Origin of the sequence: Methylobacterium sp. Leaf361 (genome assembly GCF_001424445.1) — a bacterium.
In the GTDB taxonomy this organism is placed as follows: Bacteria; Pseudomonadota; Alphaproteobacteria; order Rhizobiales; family Beijerinckiaceae; genus Methylobacterium.
The window spans coordinates 184,233-200,945 of record NZ_LMPY01000023.1; the positions used below are offsets into that span (position 1 = coordinate 184,233).

General features: G+C 71.3%; 18 protein-coding genes. 8 read left to right on the forward strand and 10 right to left on the reverse strand.

The annotated features are described in order from the left end of the window. Window positions 1-125: 125 nt before the first annotated feature. A complete protein-coding gene (locus tag ASG32_RS16755; RefSeq protein ID WP_020093585.1) occupies window positions 126-695 on the forward strand; it encodes a glycosyltransferase in 570 nt (189 codons plus the stop codon). On the opposite strand, the gene ASG32_RS35140 is transcribed toward ASG32_RS16755, so the two are convergent. Next, window positions 685-1,047 carry a hypothetical protein gene (locus ASG32_RS35140; RefSeq protein ID WP_244492005.1) on the reverse strand — a complete coding sequence of 121 codons (363 nt, stop codon included), beginning with the start codon at window positions 1,045-1,047 and terminating at the stop codon, window positions 685-687. The two genes, ASG32_RS16755 and ASG32_RS35140, sit on opposite strands and share 11 nt — an antisense overlap. A 304-nt stretch (window positions 1,048-1,351) precedes the next feature. On the opposite strand from ASG32_RS35140, the gene ASG32_RS35145 reads away from it, so the two are divergent. Next, on the forward strand, window positions 1,352-1,501 hold the full coding sequence (locus tag ASG32_RS35145; RefSeq protein WP_244492006.1) for a hypothetical protein: 150 nt from the start codon (window positions 1,352-1,354) through the stop codon (window positions 1,499-1,501). 53 nt (window positions 1,502-1,554) lie between these two features. On the opposite strand, the gene ASG32_RS16765 is transcribed toward ASG32_RS35145, so the two are convergent. The 3 genes from ASG32_RS16765 to ASG32_RS35625 form a co-directional block, all read right to left on the reverse strand. Beyond that, entirely contained in the window at window positions 1,555-2,766 is a 1,212-nt protein-coding gene (locus ASG32_RS16765; RefSeq protein WP_056528298.1) for a hypothetical protein, read from the reverse strand. 189 nt (window positions 2,767-2,955) lie between these two features. Then, complete coding sequence (locus ASG32_RS16770; protein ID WP_056528301.1) at window positions 2,956-5,268, reverse strand: Tex family protein; 2,313 nt, start codon at window positions 5,266-5,268, stop codon at window positions 2,956-2,958. 76 nt (window positions 5,269-5,344) lie between these two features. After that, on the reverse strand, window positions 5,345-5,467 hold the full coding sequence (locus tag ASG32_RS35625; protein WP_280141587.1) for a hypothetical protein: 123 nt from the start codon (window positions 5,465-5,467) through the stop codon (window positions 5,345-5,347). A gap of 547 nt (window positions 5,468-6,014) precedes the next feature. Here ASG32_RS35625 and ASG32_RS16780 point away from each other — a divergent pair. Then, window positions 6,015-6,215, forward strand: coding sequence for a hypothetical protein (locus tag ASG32_RS16780; protein ID WP_020093590.1), 201 nt, complete (start codon window positions 6,015-6,017; stop codon window positions 6,213-6,215). Between the two features lie 23 nt (window positions 6,216-6,238). Here the strand turns inward: ASG32_RS16780 and ASG32_RS34525 are convergent, their stop codons facing one another. The 3 genes from ASG32_RS34525 to ASG32_RS16790 all read right to left on the reverse strand — a co-directional run bounded on the left by ASG32_RS34525 (window position 6,239) and on the right by ASG32_RS16790 (window position 10,372). After that, window positions 6,239-6,406, reverse strand: coding sequence for a hypothetical protein (locus ASG32_RS34525; protein ID WP_020093591.1), 168 nt, complete (start codon window positions 6,404-6,406; stop codon window positions 6,239-6,241). Between the two features lie 185 nt (window positions 6,407-6,591). Then, on the reverse strand, window positions 6,592-8,751 hold the full coding sequence (gene mdoH / locus ASG32_RS16785) for a glucans biosynthesis glucosyltransferase MdoH (RefSeq protein ID WP_199866129.1): 2,160 nt from the start codon (window positions 8,749-8,751) through the stop codon (window positions 6,592-6,594). A gap of 52 nt (window positions 8,752-8,803) precedes the next feature. Beyond that, window positions 8,804-10,372, reverse strand: coding sequence for a glucan biosynthesis protein D (locus ASG32_RS16790; RefSeq protein ID WP_056528307.1), 1,569 nt, complete (start codon window positions 10,370-10,372; stop codon window positions 8,804-8,806). Window positions 10,373-10,539: 167 nt separating this feature from the next. Between ASG32_RS16790 and ASG32_RS16795 the strand changes: the two genes are divergently transcribed. The 3 genes from ASG32_RS16795 (at window position 10,540) to ASG32_RS16805 (ending at window position 12,071) form a co-directional block, all read left to right on the forward strand. Continuing rightward, window positions 10,540-11,133: an HPF/RaiA family ribosome-associated protein gene (locus ASG32_RS16795; protein WP_026605000.1), complete on the forward strand. Its 594-nt coding sequence runs from the start codon at window positions 10,540-10,542 to the stop codon at window positions 11,131-11,133. Window positions 11,134-11,277: 144 nt separating this feature from the next. Then, window positions 11,278-11,745 (forward strand): PTS IIA-like nitrogen regulatory protein PtsN, encoded by a 468-nt coding sequence (gene ptsN, locus ASG32_RS16800; protein ID WP_020093595.1) that lies wholly within the window; start codon window positions 11,278-11,280, stop codon window positions 11,743-11,745. Then, window positions 11,745-12,071, forward strand: a complete 327-nt coding sequence (locus ASG32_RS16805) for a hypothetical protein (protein ID WP_020093596.1) — start codon at window positions 11,745-11,747, stop codon at window positions 12,069-12,071. The genes ptsN and ASG32_RS16805 overlap by 1 nt, the downstream gene beginning before the upstream one ends. Before the next feature lie 26 nt (window positions 12,072-12,097). Here ASG32_RS16805 and ASG32_RS16810 read toward each other — a convergent pair whose 3' ends face one another. The 3 genes from ASG32_RS16810 to ftsE form a co-directional block, all read right to left on the reverse strand. Further along, entirely contained in the window at window positions 12,098-12,874 is a 777-nt protein-coding gene (locus ASG32_RS16810) for a YdcF family protein (RefSeq protein WP_056528310.1), read from the reverse strand. 151 nt (window positions 12,875-13,025) lie between these two features. Beyond that, window positions 13,026-13,994, reverse strand: a complete 969-nt coding sequence (locus ASG32_RS16815) for an ABC transporter permease (protein WP_082557920.1) — start codon at window positions 13,992-13,994, stop codon at window positions 13,026-13,028. Continuing rightward, window positions 13,991-14,683, reverse strand: coding sequence for a cell division ATP-binding protein FtsE (gene ftsE / locus ASG32_RS16820; RefSeq protein ID WP_020093599.1), 693 nt, complete (start codon window positions 14,681-14,683; stop codon window positions 13,991-13,993). The genes ASG32_RS16815 and ftsE overlap by 4 nt, the downstream gene beginning before the upstream one ends. 181 nt (window positions 14,684-14,864) lie before the next feature. Here ftsE and ASG32_RS16825 point away from each other — a divergent pair, with 181 nt between their 5' ends. Further along, entirely contained in the window at window positions 14,865-15,644 is a 780-nt protein-coding gene (locus ASG32_RS16825) for a zinc-ribbon domain-containing protein (RefSeq protein WP_056529249.1), read from the forward strand. A 122-nt stretch (window positions 15,645-15,766) separates the two neighbouring features. Further along, window positions 15,767-16,708: a helix-turn-helix domain-containing protein gene (locus tag ASG32_RS16830; RefSeq protein WP_056528313.1), complete on the forward strand. Its 942-nt coding sequence runs from the start codon at window positions 15,767-15,769 to the stop codon at window positions 16,706-16,708. The last annotated feature ends 5 nt before the right edge of the window (window positions 16,709-16,713 follow it).

The following is a 16,713-nucleotide window of genomic DNA, read 5'->3' on the forward strand; positions in this document are numbered from 1 at the left end:
TGCCGATCCGGTTCGGTCGGCGCGGCGGGTACGGGGCGCACCTTGCAGGGAGCTCAGATGTGATCGCTCAAGCGTCCGGTGATGTTGGCGCCGCGACCCCTTCCGCGTCGCCGAAGTTGCCCCATGTGGCGATCGCGATCCCCTGCGGGACCATGGTCCACGCGGACTTCGCCGTGAGCCTCGGATCGATGATGCACTCGCTCGGCGAGATGCCGATGTCGATCGTCGTCGGGAAGTCGTCGATCGTCGCCGATGCTCGCAATCTTGGCCTCGAATACGCGCAGAAGTACGGGGCGGAGTACGTCCTGTTCATCGACAGCGACATGACCTTCCCGAAGGACGCACTCCTCAAGCTCCTCGTGCGGCAGGTCGACATCATCGGCGCGACCTATTCCCGCCGCACCGCCCCGTTCCACTTCCTGGGCGACATCCTCCCGGAGCAGCCGGCCGACGCGCCGAAGGGTCTGCTGGAGATGTCCCGGATCCCGACCGGCTTCCTGCTGATCAAGTCCACGGTCTTCGAGAAGCTGAAGAAGCCCTATTTCCGCTTCCGCGTCGACGAGGAAGCCGGCGTGAACATCGGCGAGGACTTCGACTTCAGCGACCGGGCACGCGCCGCCGGCTTCCGGATCTGGTGCGATCCGTATCTCAGCAAGGAGCTCGGCCATATCGGCGAGCAATCCTTCAAGCTCTGACAGCGTTCCGCGCCGCGGCGCGCGACGCCCGACACGGTGAGGCGTGGGAATGAGGATCGCGATCATCACGCCGTCGAGGCTCAAACCCTCGACCCTGGCCGGAAAGGCCGGCCAGTACTTTTTGGAGCACGCGATCGCGAGCGCCAACGCCCAGGAGCTCGACCGGCCGGCGACGATCCACTTCTTCGTCGGGATCGATCCCGGGATCGAGATCCCGGCGCGGCTCGCCGCGCACCCGCAGGTCACCTTCGCGCGCGGCCCGCAGAGGGGCCAGATCCCCGCGCTGAACGCCGCCATCGGCGCCGTCGACGACAGCTGGGACCTCGTCGGCTTCCTCGAGGACGACGATCACTGGCTGCCCGCCTATCTGGGCTTCGCGCTAAGGGCCCTCGAGAGCTTCGATTTCGTCTCCTCGACGCAGCTCGAGACCGACGAGGCCGGCGAGGTGGTGCGGATCAACGACTTCGCGACGCCGTCGGGCTGGCTGATGCGGGAAGTGGCACTACGACAACGAGTGGCTCGGCCGCCTCGCCGAGACCGGCCTGCGCCGCGCCCACCTCGTCGAGGCGACGGCGCCCGTCACGCTGCAGGACGCGATCCAGGTCCGTCCGTGGCTCGCCTACGTCCTGCGCAACGGCGGCCCCAACGTGCAGCTCGTGCGGCACGGTTTCGTCCTGCCGCTGGTGTGCCGCCTCGTGCATCCGGGCTCCGGGACCTCGGATGTCGGCTCGGGCGGCACCTCCAAGGCCGAGAGCAACGCCGAGTACCAGCGGCTGGTCGACCGCTTCGGTCGCATCCCCTGGTGAAGGCGCCGGGTGGAGCACCCGACGCCCGCAGCCCCCGTCCCGAGGCGGCCGACCTAGGCGGTCCGCCCCCGAGCCCGCCCCCGCAGCGCGTCCTGGAACGCGGCGAAGACCCGGCGCATCTGCGGGGCCTTGTAGGGAAACAGCTCCGCCGAATCCATGTCGTGGACGACCATCCCGGTATCGGCCTCGAAGATCAGCAGACGGCCGTCCGCGCTCTCGGCGCAGTCGATGATCAGGTAATCGAGGCCGATCCTGCGGTGGATCTCGGCGAACGCGGCGCGGTGGCGCTCGGCGAAGTCGGTGTCGAACGTGGCCATGGCGGCGGCCTCGACCTGCCGCTTCACCGGATCCTCCAGCATGCCGGCGTTGAGGTAGTGGATCATCCAGTGATCGCGGATGGCCATGTGGCAGAGGTAGGGCACACCGTCGATCAGTACGATGCGCAATTTCCGATAGAGGCCGTCGGGACCGCGGTAATCGCAGAACTGCGTGACGTAGAACGCCTCGGCCTCCGTCTGCGCGAGGTAGAGATGCAGGTCCTCCGACCGGTCGATCTTCTGGAGGTCGTTGCCGGCGTGCGTGTCCAGAGGGCGCACGAGGAGCGGGTAGGTCGGGCCCTCGGCTCTGCGGGACGCCGCGGCGCTCAGGATGGAGCGGCTCACGCGGACGACCTCCGGCGCCAGGATCCCATCCGCCCCGCGGAGCGCGTCCGCGATCCCGTGGCGGGACGTCTTGAGGACGTGGCGCGGGTGATTGACGATCGGCCGCGTCCACTGGTCCGCCGCCGCCGCGAGGGCTTCCAGGAGCGGCTCGGCGGTCCGCGCGTAGGCGATGCCCGTGACGATGACGTCGTGCGCCGGCAGGTCGTGCGGGATCGGCTCGCCGGGGCGGAGATAGAGGTAGGTGAGGCCGAAATCGCCGTCGTTCAGCAGGAAGTCGATCGGCGTGTTGGCCATGAGGTCGCCGGCCGTGACCAGGACGAGGACGCGGATCTGCGCCTGATCCGGGTTCGAGCGCAGCGAGAAGACCCGCTGTCCGTCCAGCACCTCTCTCTGGAGCGCGAGCCCCTCGGTGAAGCGGTGCTTCAGCAGCAGGATCGTCGCCATGTCCAGCGCCGTCCCGGCGTCGAGGGCGGAGTCGCCGCCCTCGGCGAGGATCTCGGCGGCCAGTGCGGCCATGTCGGCGCCCTCGAAGGCCGCCCGGATCAGGCGGGCCGGGCCGATCATCGGGTTCGGGTTGTCGATCCCCGCAACGTGCGCTTGCATCAGAGCCTCCGAGCCGTGGGGTCGCCGCAGCGATCCCGGAACCGCGATCAGGTGTTTCGAATCGCGCTCCGCGGCACGACGAACGCACTCTGACCGCACGGAGGTTTACGAAGCGCTAACCATGTTCTCGGTTCACCGGCGGCAGTCCCGGCCGAGACGCGGAGGCCGTGCGCGCGCGTCAGGCGTGCCTCACTCGCGCCGCGGCGCGGCGCCCGCGCGCCGGAGAGCGTCGGCCAGCGCCCCGCTGGGCGCCGGACCCGGGCTCGGTCGGCTCCGCGGCGCGTCCTGCCGGGGCTCGGCCGTCCTCCGGGTCTGCTGGCCCGGCTCGACGGGATCGTCGAGCCGCAGCGACAGCGCGATGCGCTTGCGCGGGACGTCGACGCTGAGGACCAGCACCCGGACGACCTCGCCGATCCGGACGACCTCGGTGGGCGACGCGATCCGCCGCCGGGCCATCGCCGAGATGTGGACGAGCCCGTCCTGGTGGACGCCGATATCCACGAAGGCCCCGAAGGCCGCGACGTTGGTGACGACACCCTCGAGCTGCATCCCGGGCTTCAGGTCCCCGATCGTCTCGACGCCCTCCTGGAAGCGCGCCGTCTTGAATTCCGGCCGCGGGTCCCGCCCCGGCTTCTCGAGCTCGGTGATGATGTCGCGCACGGTCGGCAGGCCGAAGCGCGCGTCGACGAAGGGCTCCGGCGCGAGGCGGCCGAGGAGGGCGGTGTTGCCGAGCAGGACGTGGATGTCGCTCTTCGTCGCCTGGAGGATGCGGCGGACCACCGGATAGGCTTCCGGGTGGACGCCAGACCCGTCGAGCGGGTCGTCACCGCCCTGGATGCGGAGGAAGCCGGCGGCCAGCTCGAAGGTCTTCGGGCCGAGCCCCGGGACCTTCTTGAGCGCCGCCCGCGTGCGGAACGGGCCCTGGGCGTCGCGGTGGGCGACGATCCGCGCCGCCATCGCGCCGCCGAGGCCGGAGACCTGCGCCAGCAGGGCCGGGGAGGCGGTGTTGACGTCCACCCCGACCGCGTTGACCGCGTCCTCCACCACCGCCGAGAGCGACCGCGACAGCTTCGCCTCGCTCACGTCGTGCTGGTACTGCCCGACGCCGATCGACTTGGGGTCGATCTTGACCAGCTCCGCCAGGGGATCCTGGAGGCGCCGGGCGATCGACGCGGCGCCGCGATGGGACACGTCGAGGTCGGGCAATTCCTTCGCGGCGATCTCGGAGGCCGAGTAGACCGAGGCGCCGGCCTCGGAGACCACGACCTTCGCCAGCGGCAGGTCCGGGTTCGCCGCGATGATCTCCGCGGCGAGGCGCTCGGTCTCGCGGGACGCGGTGCCGTTGCCGACGGCGAGAAGCTCCACGCCGTGCAGCCGGCAGAGCCGGCCGAGCGTCGCGACGGCCTCCCGCCAGCGCCGCTGCGGCTCGTGCGGGTAGGTCGTCTCCACCGCGACGACCCGCCCGGTCCGATCCGCCACCGCGACCTTCACGCCGTTCCGGTAGCCCGGATCGAGCCCCATCGTCGCCCGCCCGCCCGCCGGAGCGGCGAGGAGCAGGTCCTTGAGGTTCCCGGCGAAGACCGACACGGCCTCGTCCTCGGCCCGCTCGAACAGCCGGCCGCGCAGGTCCTGCTTGATCCCGGCCCGGATCTTCGTTCGCCAGGCCGTGCGCACCGTGTCGAGGAGCCAGGCATCGCCGGGACGCCCCCGCGCCGCGATCTCGAAGCGGCGGCAGATCGCCATCTCGAAGGGCCCGGGAAGGCCCGGCGCCGACTCCTCCCCCTCCGCGGCGAAGCCGACGTCGAGCACCTCTTCCCGCTCACCGCGGAAGATCGCCAGGATCCGGTGCGAGGGCATGCGCTCCAGCCGCTCGCTCCAGTCGAAGTAGTCCGAGAACTTCGCCCCCTCGTTCGCCTTGCCCTTGCGCACCTGCGAGACGAGCTGGCCGGTCCGCCAGTAATCCGCCCGCAGGCGCCCCACGAGGTCGGCATCCTCGCCGAAGCGCTCGATCAGGATGGCGCGGGCGCCCTCCAGCGCGGCCTCGGTGTCCGGCACGCCCCGCGCGTCCGACACGTAAGCGGTCGCGACCGCTTCGGGCGCGCGGTCGGGACGGCTCAGCAGGGCCTGGGCCAGCGGTTCGAGGCCGGCTTCGCGGGCGGATTGCGCCTTCGAGCGCCGCTTGGGCCGGAAGGGCAGGTACAGGTCCTCCAGCCGCGCCTTCGTGTCGGCGGCGTCGAGGGCCGCCGCCAGGGGCGGGGACATCTTTCCCTGGGCCGTGATGCTCGCGACGATCGCGGCGCGCCGCTCGTTGAGATCGCGCAGGTAGGACAGGCGCTCCTCCAGCCTGCGCAACTGCGTGTCGTCGAGGCCGCCCGTATTCTCCTTCCGGTAGCGCGCGATGAACGGCACGGTCGCGCCGTCGTCGAGGAGCGCCACGGTGGCCGCGACCTGCGCCTCCCCGACACCGAGTTCCTCGGCGATCAGAGCGTTCACGGATTTCATGGGTTCTCCGACTGGAGTCGCGGCGACGGACGGGCTGCCTGGGTGGAGCGCCAAGCCGTCGGAAACAAGGCACCGGTCAGGGGCGCGGCTGCGCGTCCGCCCCGGCCTCGGCCTTCACGGCCCGGGCACAATCCAGGATGCGGTGCCGGGCATCGGGATCCTTGATCGAGAACCACAGGGTCAGCAATTCTTCGGTCATCAAACGGTCGTCGTGCGGGTCCGGATCGAAGAAGACGTCGACCGAACATCCGAGAGTCTCGGCCAGATCGCCGAGAAGGCGACGCGACCGTTCGTTCGGGACTCTGCTGTGATCTGCCATCACGTCGATCCGCCTCGCAGCGCCACCGGGTGCTGCCGCCAGAATGCCCTCGACCCCGCCCGCAACGGGTCAGAGCATCGAGATCCAGACAATCCAGTCAAGTCCGCGCGTCGCTGGCCCGTCGCGGCGTCGGCAGCGCGGATGCCGAGGCGGCTGTCACGGGACCAGCGCAGTTCCTGGGGATAGCTGGCCGGCTGTCCGCTCATCCTGGCACGGATTTCGCACTTGATTGTTCAGGTCAGATCTCGATGGATAGCTGGCACGATGCTGACGCATCGATCTCATCGCGCTCCTTCGGCGAAGACAATAGTCTTCAGTGGAAGTTCGCGGCGGCCGGCGCGCCTTGACGGTCGCGAAATAATGTCATCCGGATGTCACCCGCGGATGCAAGTCTTTCGCTTCGCATGTCCCGGACAGGGAGGCGCCCGTGCAATTCGAGATACGAGAGCGTAGCCGGTCGCTGTGGTCCTGGGTTCTCGTCAACGAGACTGACGAGCCCGTTCTCGAATCGCGACGCAGCTTCCCGTCCCGCGCCCAGGCCACGGCGGCGGCCCTGGCCTTCTCCCAGCTCGTCTCCCGTGCGGGGCGCAGCCTGGGCGGCGGCCCGCGTCAGGTCGGGTTTCTCTGACGGTAGCTTGCTCCGGTCCGGTGTCAGGTCGTCCGGATCCGGTGGCGCACGAGGCTCACGAGACTCGTGGCGGCGATGACGCAGCCAACGCCCATCGCGCCGAGGCAGCTGATGGTGCGGATCGGCTCGCCGCGGGCCAGAACGATGGCCACCGCGAGCGGCAGGAGCAGGAACACGAACAGGAGGGTCATGACCGGATCCGAATGACGATGCGCGAATCTAGGACCCGAATGGTTAATCACTTCTCACGGCTCGGTCCGGCTGGCGGCCTCGGTGGACCTCGCGATCGGGGCGCACCGACACGTCTTCGCGAGCGGCGCTGAGCGATCTCGGGCGCGCGCCGCGACCCGTCACTCGGCGGGCGGACGGACCGCGATCACCGTTCGCGCGCGTCGAGGCGGACGAGACGGTCGACCAGGGCCCGGTCGTGCAGGAGCGCCATCCGCTCTTTCGGCGAGAGCCACGCCTGCGCCTCCGCCACCGTCTCGGCCTCGCAGATCTTGGCGGTGGCCAGGGTCTGGTCCGGATCGATCGCGCCCCGGGGCCGCCGCTGTCCGAGGGGCAGCATCCGCGTGTGGTCACGCGCGAGGTCGGGATCGGCGTGTAGGGCCGCGAGGGCATCCGTCTCGTCGAACCCGTGCTCCGCGTTGCGGGCCGCGAGGGACGCGGCGCGGACCGCGATCTCCGGCGGGGTGGCCTCTTCCGGCGTAGCGAGGAGCAGGCGTCGCTTGAGCGCCAGGCCGAGCCCGAGCTGGCCGCTCGCCCAGGAGATCGGGATCGCCAGAACGAGACCCAGGATCGTCGGGCTCATCCAGAGGAACAGCGAGGTGGCGATCGCGAAGGCGGCGACGCCTGCCACCAGCCCCAGCAGCGTGTGCCAGCGATGGCGGACGACGATGTCGCGCAGCGGGATCGAGCCGTCGTCCCGCCGCTGCGGGTTCCATCCCGTGTCCCGTCCGAGCAGGATGCCCATCACGGAGCCCGACTGGATCACCATCGCCACCGGCGCCACCAGGGCGGACAGCAGGATCTCGACGAGGCTCGACAGGACGAGCCGTCCGGCGCCGCCGCAGGCGCGCCGCACCGGGCCGTCCAGCAGCGCCAGGATCAGGCCGAGGAACTTGGGTGCCAGCAGCACCGCCATGGTGAGGCCGAACAGCTGGAGCGCGCGGACCGGATCGAAGCGCGGGAAGACCGGCGAGAAGCCGGCGCCGCCGAAATAGTCCGGCCGCTCCGTGGCCGTCTGGAGCACCAGCAGGATACCGACCACCAGCTGCAGCAGCCACAGCGGTGAGGCGAGGTAGCCGGCGATGCCGGTGGCGAAGTGCTGCCGCGTCGCGGGATGCAGCCCGGCGGCGCCGATCACCCGCGCGTGCTGGAGATTGCCCTGGGCCCAGCGCCGGTCGCGCACCGCCACGTCGATCAGCGAGGGCGGGCTCTCCTCGTACGAGCCCGGCAGGCGATGGAGCATGTACACCGCCCAGCCCGCCCGGCGGATCAGGGCCGCCTCGACGAAGTCGTGGGACAGGATGTGTCCGCCGAAAGGCGGTTTCCCGGGCAGGTCCGGAAGGCCGCAGGAATCCGCGAAGGCGCGGGTCCGGATGATCGCGTTGTGACCCCAGTAGTTGCCGTCCCGGCCCGACCACGCGGCGAGGCCGGCGGCGATCACCGGGCCGTAGATCCGGGCCGCGAATTGCTGGAGCCGGGCGAACAGGGTGTTGCGGTTGATGATCAGCGGCAGCGTCTGGATGATCCCGGCGTCCGGGTCCGCCTCCATGGCGGCCGCGAGCGCCACGACGGCAGATCCGCTCATCAGGCTGTCGGCGTCCAGTACGAGCATGTGGTCGTAGCGCTCGCCCCAGCGGGTGACGAAATCGCCGATGTTCCCGGCCTTGCGGTGATGGTTCTTCGGCCGGTGCCGGTAGTAGAGCCGGGCCTCGGGGCCGAGCCGGCCGCGCAGGTCGAGATAGGCCCGCTCCTCGGCGATCCAGGCATCGGGCTGGGTGGAGTCCGACAGGACGAACCAGTCGAAATGATCGCCCAGCCCGGTCGCCTCGACCGCCTCGCGCATGGCCTCGATGCCCGCGAAGGTGCGGGCCGTCGCCTCGTTGTAGACGGGCATCAGGACCGCGGTCCGTGTGCGCAGCGCGGCCGGGTTCGGCGCCGGCCGGGACCGGCGCAGCAGCGTCGCGAAGCCGAGCACCGCGCTGGTGAAGGCGAGCGCGATCCACGAGAAGGTCAGGCAGAACAGGACGACCAGCACGAGCTGGAGCGCGGTCGGGCTGCCCGAGACCGACACGGTCTCCACCATCTGCCAGCCGCCGAAGGCCGTGAGCGCCAGGGCGCCGCCGAACACCAGGATCCGCTCAGGCCAGGGCGTCCGGACTCGGCGCTCCGGCCGGTGACCGAGCCCCGGATCCCAGCGCGCCAGATCCTGCACGGGCATCGACAGGGGAGCCTCGGGCGGCAGATAACGGCCGCCGTCGGTCACGGTCTCGCGCCCGGAACCGGCGTCCGTCGCTGGCGGCAACATCATGGTCTCGTCCAGTCGCACGGGGGAGGCCGTTCCTCAGCAATCGGGTCGGGGTTCAGGGTGTCCAGCGAAACAGCCAGGTCTCGCTGGCTCGGGCCTGGCCGCGCCGGAGCGCGAGACGCAGCTCGCTCGCGCGCTCGCTCCCCGGATCGAGCTCGAACAGGATCCGCAGCGTCTTACGATCGGGGTACCGAAACCGTTCCTGACGCGTGATAGTCCCGGCCGAAGCGCCGAGGTCGACATCGATGTCGCCGGGCTGGAACAGCGCGTCGCCCTCGAAATCGACGGCGAAGAGCCGGCGGTTCCCCGTGCTGCCGTGACCGCAGCGGCTGTCGCGCACCCGGGCGATCTCCGGCGGCAGCGGGTCCGGCCAGCCCTTGGACCAGTGCTGCCGGCACTGGAAGCGCATCTCCGCGCCCTTCGCGAGCTTCGCCTTGGGCCGCCAGTAGGCGAAGACGTTCTCGTTGAGCTCGGAATCGCTCGGGATCTCCAGCAGCGTGACCGCGCCCTCGTTCCAGTCGTCGAGGGGCTCCAGCCAGAGGGACGGTCGCTGCTCCCAGTGGCGCCGGTCGTCCTCGAAATCGTCGTAGGCGCGGGCGCGCTGCATGAGGCCGAAGCCCTTGGGCCCGCGATCCACGAAGGCCGAGACCTGCAGCGCCTCGGGATTGTGAACCGGGCGCCAGATCGGTTCGCCGTAGCCGTTGTGGATCGCCAGGCCCTCCACCGAGAAGGCCGCGGCGCGCAGGTCGTCCACGCGGTTCCGGTCGAGGGGCCCGAACAGGTAGCTGCCCTGCATGCCGCCGAGACCGATATGGTCGAGTTCGGCGCGGGCGAAGACCGTCCCGTCGATCTGCGCCGTGGAGACGTCGCGGCCCGGCGTCAGCGTGATCTTGAAGGCCGCGGTCGCCGATTCCGATTCCGCGAGGGCGTGGACGATGAACGGCTGGCCCGCCCGCGGCGCCTCGACGAACAGGGCCCGGAACAGCGGGAATTCCTCGCCGCGGGAATCCGCCGGCCGCAGGGCGAGCGCCCGGGCGTTGATGCCGAAATCCTGGCCCTCGGCGACGAGGCGGAAGAACGAGGCGCCCTGGAACAGGGCGAAGTTCGACAGCCCGTCGGCGCCGTCGAACCGGGCGCGCAGGCGGAAGCCCGAGAAGGCGGTGTCGGCGGTCAGGTCGGGCAGGTCGAGGCCCGGCGCCGCGATGGCGGACTTGTCGTACCCGACCGGCTGCACCACGCCGTTCTCCACTACGAACAGCGACACCGGCGTCTCGAAGATCGAGCCGCGCAGCAGCGGCTCCAGGACGTAGCCGGCATTCCGGTCGGCCCAGACCGCGCGGCCCTCCGCGGGACGGATCGCCTCGTAGGCCTCGCGGGAGAGGTTCTTGAGAACCGTCGGCACGTCGCCGGTCTTCGGGGCAGCGTAGGGGGCGGCGGCCCGGGCGCGGGCGAGGTCGGTCAGCGTGCCCGCCGCGAATGCCTCGCCGGCGCCGGGCAGGGCCGGGGCCTTCTCCGGGTCGGCCGCCCGCGCGACTGCCGGGAGCAGGCCCGCGGCAGCGCCGAGCGCGCCCCCCAGGACGGCGCGGCGTGTCGCGGTGGCGGAGAATCCGGGGTCGATCATCATGCAGGCGGTCGTCTCACGTCGCAAGGCAAGGTGCGGGAGGCCCCGTGTATACGGACAGGCCGGCTGAACCCAGCGTTAAGCAAGCGCTTGAACCGCAAGGGGCTCCGTTGACTTAACCCGAGCCGGCTCTCTAATTCGGCCGACTGCATCGGAACGGGGGAGGCAGCATGGGATCGTTGCGAGTGACTGGCCACGGCGTGGATCTCGGCGAGAGTCTGCGCGGCCGCGTCGAGGAACGGATGTCGGCGATCCAGGCGAAGTATCTCGACTCGCACATGCACGATTCCTGCAACGGCCACGTCACGCTCCGGCGCGACGGCACAGCCTTCCGGACGGATTGCGTCCTGCACCTCGTCTCCGGCCTGACGATCGAGGCCAACGGCTTCGCGCACGACGCGCGGTCGAGCTTCGAGCAGACCGCGGAGCGCCTGGAGACCCGTCTGCGGCGCTACAAGCACAAGCTGAAGCAGCACGCGACGGGCCCGGGCGACGACGCGGCGGTCGAGGCCGCCTACGCGGTGTTCGCCGCCCCGGAGGTGGAGGAGGACGACGCCGCCGAGGGCGACGCCCACCCGCCGATCGTCGCCGAGAGCACCAAGACCCTCCAGCGCCGCACCATCGGCGAAGCGGTGACGGCCCTCGACATGACGGGATCCCCAGTGGTTGTGTTCGTCCACGCTGGCACCGGCCGCGTCAACGTCGTATATCGGCGGAGCGACGGAGCGATCGGCTGGGTGGACCCGCCGAACGCCACCGAGTGACGCCGCGGGTCGGGAGGAACGGAGCCGGAACCGGCTGGTTTCCCCGCTTATTGAATCTGGTGGGGGCGCGGCCGGAACGGTCGTCGATGCCCCTGCGACGAGGCCCGCTTCCTCGCGAACGGGCGACGGGGCAACGGTCGTTCGATGCCAGTTCTGGAATTCCTCGACCCCGACTCGGTCGTGCCGGCCCTGCGCGCCCGCGCCAAGAAGCAGGTGCTGCAAGACCTCGCCGCGCAGGCGGCGCGGCGCCTGCCCGCCCTCGGCGAGCGCCCCGTCTTCGACACGCTGCTCCAGCGCGAGCGGCTCGGGTCGACCGGCATCGGCGACGGCGTGGCGATCCCGCACGGCAAGCTGCCCGGTCTCGACCGTCTCTTCGGGCTGTTCGCGCGCTTCGACCGGCCGGTGGACTTCGAGGCGCTCGACGGGCAGCCCGTGGACATCGCCTTCCTGCTGCTCGCGCCCGAGGGCGCCGGCGCCGATCACCTGAAGGCCCTGGCGCAGGTCGCCCGCATCCTGCGCGAGCCGGGCATGCTCGCGCATATCCGCGCCGCCCGGGACGCCGGCGCGCTCTACGCGCTCCTGACGCGCTCGACGGCACCGCAGGCCGCGTGATGATCCAGAGCTTCCGAACGGCCGCCGCCCTGACCCTCGCGGCCGGCATCTCCGGCGCCGCCGCCCAGGGCGAGACCACCTGCGCGCGCGACGTCCTGGTGGCGCAGTCGATGCAGCGCCAGGCCCTCGAGCAGCTCGAGCAGGCGGACGGGGACGACGCCAAGAACTGCCGCGTCTGGCGGCGCCACGTGGAGACGATGCGCCGCGTGGCGAGCGTCTACGGCCGCTGCCTGTCCGGTTCGGAGCGCGGCGAGCGCCTCGCCCAGGTCCAGGGGTCGGACCGCGAGTTCTCGGCCGCGATCAAAGCCCGCTGCAAGGGGCTGTAGGGGCGGGCGTGGCGCTCGCCGCGCCCTCAATCCACGCCGCGGAGCATGAGCGGCTCGGCCACCATCTTCACCGGCTTGCCGCGCCCGATCAGGATCGCCGCGCGGGAGCGCTCGGGATCCGCCTCGAAGCGCGTGCGGACCCAGCTGACCAGGAACTTCATGTACTCGGAGGCCAGGAGGCGCGCGGCCGGCGGGTTCTGCCACCAGCGATCGGCATCGAAGGCCTCGCTCACGACCGGATGCGGCAGGACGCGGTCGCTGTCCTGGAGGGCGTGGTCGAGTTCGACCAGCGTCCGCGGCATGTGGTAGTTCGAGGTCACGACCGCGACGGTGCTGAACCGGTGCGCGCGCATCCAGCGGCGCGTCTCGATGGCGTTCCCGATCGTGTTGCGCGCCCGGTAGTCGAGATCCACGCAGCAGGCGATCAGGGCGCGCTGGGTCGGGTTCAGCCGGGCGATCTCGTCGCGGCTGGTCCGCTCGTTGACCCCGGTGATGAGCAGGCGCCGCCCGTAGCCGCCCGCGAGCAGGTCGATCGCGTCGCCGATCCGCTGGGCACCGCCGGTCAGCGCGACGATCCCGTCGGCCCGGTCGGTCGGCGTCCGCTCCTGGCGGGCGAGCGCGCCGACGAACACGAGAAAGCCCGCGAACAGGGCCAGCATCCCGAGCCCGGCGCCGAGGCCGCAGGTCCAGAGCGCGATCCGCCGCCGGTCGCGCGGGCGCGCGGCGGCGCGGCGCGGGAGACCCCACTCGTGCCAGGCCCAGCCGACGGCGTCGGTCGAGGGCGGATCCGATGCGCGCAGCATACGCGTGGTCATCCTCCGGAGAATCGGCGCCGATTGCGGCGGCTCGGAGGCCGGCGCGGTCGGCTGTTTCCACACCGCAACGATAAAGTTTCCAGATGGTAAACGCGCTCGGAAGACCCCCTATTTCCACGTCTTCGTGACGCAGCAGGGATCAGGCCAGGAAGCGCCGCACGGTCACGCGCGAGACGACGGCCGTGACGAGGGACGCGATCACGCCGATCAGGATCACGCTGGCGTAGCCGCGCAGGCCGATATGGAACGCGCCGAACAGCGCCTCGACCTCCTGACCGGCCGGTCCGGAGCGCGCGGCCCGGGCGAGGAGCCCGGCGATCACGAAGGCCACGAGGGCCAGACCGGCGCCGATCGCGCCGCCGCGCAGGCCCAGGCCGAAGAACCGCCGCTGGAACGCGCGGGCGATGTAGTCGTCGTCGGCGCCGACGAAATGCAGCACTTCCACCACCTCGCGGTTGCTCGCCATGGCGCCGCGTGTCGCGAAGGTCACCGCGAGGCCGGTGGCGATCAGGACGAGCAGCACGAGCCCGATCCCGATCCCCACGAAGGCGTTGGCGGCGGTCGAGAGCCGCTGCAGCCAGAGCGCGTGGTCGTCGAGGCTGGCGACGCCCGGCAGCGCCTCGACAAGGCGTGATCGCAGCCGCTTCAGGTCGGCCGCCTGGCTGCTGGAGAGCTTGAGGGCGATGAGCCGCGGCACCGGCAGGTCGGACAGGTCGAGCCCGGTCCCGAGCCACGGCTCGAGCAGGCGCTCCGCCTCGGCCTTGCTGAACACCCGCGTCTCCGCGATCCCGGGTTCGGCCTTGGCGATGCCGTCGGCGCGCGCGACGTCGGCGTCGACGTCGCGGCCGGGACCGGGCCGGACCTGGATCGTGACCTCCCGCGCCACGTCGCCCTGCCACTGGGCGGCGTTGGTCGCGACCATCTCGGCCGCGCCCGCGCAGAGGCCGGCGAGGAAGGTGAGGATCGCGATGACCGCCGCGAGGGAGCGCCCCGCCGCCGTGTCGGTGGGCACCAGCGGCGCGTTGCGGCGCAAGTTGGCCGGCATCGACGGGTCGGGCGGCACGGCCGATCCACCGGCCTTTGTCCGCGGCATCGCCTGAGTGCTCATTCCTCGATCCGCAGCCGGCCTTCGCCCAGGACCATCCGGCGGGCATCGACGGCGTCCATGATGCCGAAATCGTGGGTGGCGATGATGACCGAGGTCCCGAGCTTGTTCAGCTCCAGGAACAGGCGCAGCAGCCGCCGCCCGAGGCCCGGATCGACGTTGCCGGTCGGCTCGTCCGCGAGCAGCAGGTCGGGCCGCGCGATCAGCGCGCGGGCGATGGCCGCGCGCTGCTTCTCGCCGCCCGAGAGCAGCGGGGGCAGGGCGTGCATGCGCTCGCCGAGGCCGACCCAGCGCAGCAGTTCCACCACCTCGGCCCGGTAACTGGCCTCGGCCCGGCCCTGGACGCGCAGGGGCAGTGCGACGTTCTCGTAGGTGGTCAGGTGGTCGAGGAGCCGGAAATCCTGGAACACCACGCCCATCCGGCGCCGGAGCCCGGTCAGCGCCTTCGCGGAAATGTCGCTCACCTCCTCGCCGAAGATCGAGACGAGCCCGCGGGTCGGCCGCACCGACAGAAGGATCAGGCGCAGCAGCGTCGTCTTCCCGGCGCCGGACGGGCCGGTCAGGAACTGGAAGGAGCGCGGCGCGATGCGGAAGCTCACGTCGGACAGCACCTCCGGCCCGAGGCCGTAGCGCATGCCGACATTCTCGAACTGCACCACCGGCCGCTCCGCGCCGGGCAGCAGGCTCTTCATGCTCGCCTGTAGGTTCAAAGCCGTGCCGTATCTCGTCTGTCCGTCCCTCGGGAATCGCCGGAGCGGCGGGCGTTTTCAAGGCCTCGGGAATTTCACGGCCCCTTAACCCTGTTCGGGCACACTTCTTCAAGCAATTCACAGTCCGGCCCGGTCGCGGCCGATCGATGCGAGTATGGCGCGGATGCTGATCGCCTGCCCGAGCTGCGCGAGCGAATATCGCATCGACGCCAGCAAGGTCGGCATGGAGGGCCGTTCGGTCCGCTGTGCCGCCTGCCGCGAGACGTGGTTCATCTCGCCCGCCGACGTTCTCGCCGGCCACGAGGCGGAGCTCGCCGCGCAGGCCGAGACCGATCCCCTGGCGGACGCGGCCTGGGAGGAGGCGACTGCCTCGGTGCGGAATGCGACCGACGTTCCGGCGCCCGAATCCCGACGGTCCGCCAAGCGCAAGTCCGCCGCCGGGAAGGCCGCCGGGAAGGCGCGCCGCGCGATCCCGGGTCTGACCCCGTCGCTGGCTCTCGGCCTGACACTCCTGGCGGCGATCCCGCTCGTCTGCCTCGCCCGGACCAGCGTGGTCCGGGCCGTCCCGCAGACCGCCTCCCTGTTCGCGCGCATCGGCCTGCCGGTGAACGTGCGCGGGATCGAGATCCGCGACGTCGTCGCCTTCAACAACCCGGCCGAGGACGACAGTCCCGCGGAACTCGTCGTCGAGGGCGACCTCGTCGGCGTCGCGCGCTCGGACGCGCCCGTCGCGCCGCTGAGCGTCGAGATCCGCGACGCCGGCGGTCGGACGATCAAGACCTTCACGGTCGCGCCGCCGCGGACGATCCTCGCCGCGACCGAGACCGCGCGATTCCGCGCGAGCCTGCCGTCGCCGCCGGCCGCTGGGCGCGCGGTGGTGCTGCGTTTCGCCGACGCGTCCGCGACCCGCTCCGACCCTCGGGTGGCGGCGGCGGATCGGTGAGGCGGGTCCGCGCCGGTCATTAGCTCAGGTTGCGCCTCTCCCGCGGATCGGCAACCTTCTCGACGGCGCTCCCGTTGCGGGCGTGAGCGTCGGCCGACGTCGGCGCATGGGATCGCCGTGCCTTGAGTGTTCGCGAAACCGTTCCCATCGTCGTCGAGACGACCGACTCGGTCGATCAGAAGCGCGCCTTCGACTACTGGCGCAGCACGGCACTGGCGCGCGTCGACGCGACGCCGCTGGCACCCGACATCCCGTTCGCGGCGGGCCGCCGGCTCGCGATCACCCGTCACGGCGCGATCCTGCACACCCTGAGCAAACCGATCGGGGTCGAGCGCACGACGCAGCACGTGCGCCGGGACGGGCGCGACGACATCGCGATCGTGCTCCTCGTCCAGGGCAGCGGCTACATCGAGCAGGGCAACAGCGGCGCCGTGCTGGGCGCCGGCGACATCGCAGTCCATGCCATGGACCAGCCCTTCGCGATCGGCAGCCGCGATTCCTACGAGGAGATCCGCCTCCAGGTGCCGCGCGCCGCCTTCGTGAGCCAGGTCGGCAGCGTGCACGCCTTCGCCGGGCGCGGTCTCCGCGCGACGCCGCTCAGCGGGCTGTTCGCGACCTATCTGCGGTCGTTCTCCGAGACGGTCGGCGGTATGTCGGAGGCGGAAGCCGGCATCGCCCTCGAGGGCGTCCTGCACCTGCTGCGCGCCCTGGCCGACCGCCAAGGCGAGACGGCCGGCGACGAGCTGTCCGGGGACGCCGTGCGGGCCCTGGCCCTCGCCCATATCGAGCGCCGACTGCACGATCCCGCCTTCGGGCCGGAATCGCTGCCGACGGCTCTGCGGGTCTCGCGAAGCCGCCTCTACGCGGCTTTCACCGGCGACGAGGGCGTGGCGGCGAAGATCCGCGACGCCCGGCTCGACCGGGCCTACAAGCGGCTCCGCGGCGGCACGCGGATCGGGTCGGTGATGACGAGCTGCGGCTTCACCGACGCGGCCACCTTCAGCCGCGCCTTCCGCCGCCGGTTCGGCGTGGCACCTCGGGACGTGCTGGAACGCCGCCCCTGACGGAG

Coding starts and splice junctions, on each gene's coding strand:
- ASG32_RS16765 (WP_056528298.1), bottom strand. CDS start 2,766: ATGCAAGCGCACGTTGCGGGGATCGACAACCCGAACCCGATGATCGGC.
- ASG32_RS16770 (WP_056528301.1), bottom strand. CDS start 5,268: ATGAAATCCGTGAACGCTCTGATCGCCGAGGAACTCGGTGTCGGGGAG.
- ASG32_RS35625 (WP_280141587.1), bottom strand. CDS start 5,467: ATGACCGAAGAATTGCTGACCCTGTGGTTCTCGATCAAGGATCCCGAT.
- ASG32_RS34525 (WP_020093591.1), bottom strand. CDS start 6,406: ATGACCCTCCTGTTCGTGTTCCTGCTCCTGCCGCTCGCGGTGGCCATC.
- mdoH (WP_199866129.1), bottom strand. CDS start 8,751: ATGATGTTGCCGCCAGCGACGGACGCCGGTTCCGGGCGCGAGACCGTG.
- ASG32_RS16790 (WP_056528307.1), bottom strand. CDS start 10,372: ATGATGATCGACCCCGGATTCTCCGCCACCGCGACACGCCGCGCCGTC.
- ASG32_RS16795 (WP_026605000.1), top strand. CDS start 10,540: ATGGGATCGTTGCGAGTGACTGGCCACGGCGTGGATCTCGGCGAGAGT.
- ptsN (WP_020093595.1), top strand. CDS start 11,278: ATGCCAGTTCTGGAATTCCTCGACCCCGACTCGGTCGTGCCGGCCCTG.
- ASG32_RS16805 (WP_020093596.1), top strand. CDS start 11,745: ATGATCCAGAGCTTCCGAACGGCCGCCGCCCTGACCCTCGCGGCCGGC.
- ASG32_RS16810 (WP_056528310.1), bottom strand. CDS start 12,874: ATGCTGCGCGCATCGGATCCGCCCTCGACCGACGCCGTCGGCTGGGCC.
- ASG32_RS16815 (WP_082557920.1), bottom strand. CDS start 13,994: ATGAGCACTCAGGCGATGCCGCGGACAAAGGCCGGTGGATCGGCCGTG.
- ftsE (WP_020093599.1), bottom strand. CDS start 14,683: ATGAAGAGCCTGCTGCCCGGCGCGGAGCGGCCGGTGGTGCAGTTCGAG.
- ASG32_RS16825 (WP_056529249.1), top strand. CDS start 14,865: ATGCTGATCGCCTGCCCGAGCTGCGCGAGCGAATATCGCATCGACGCC.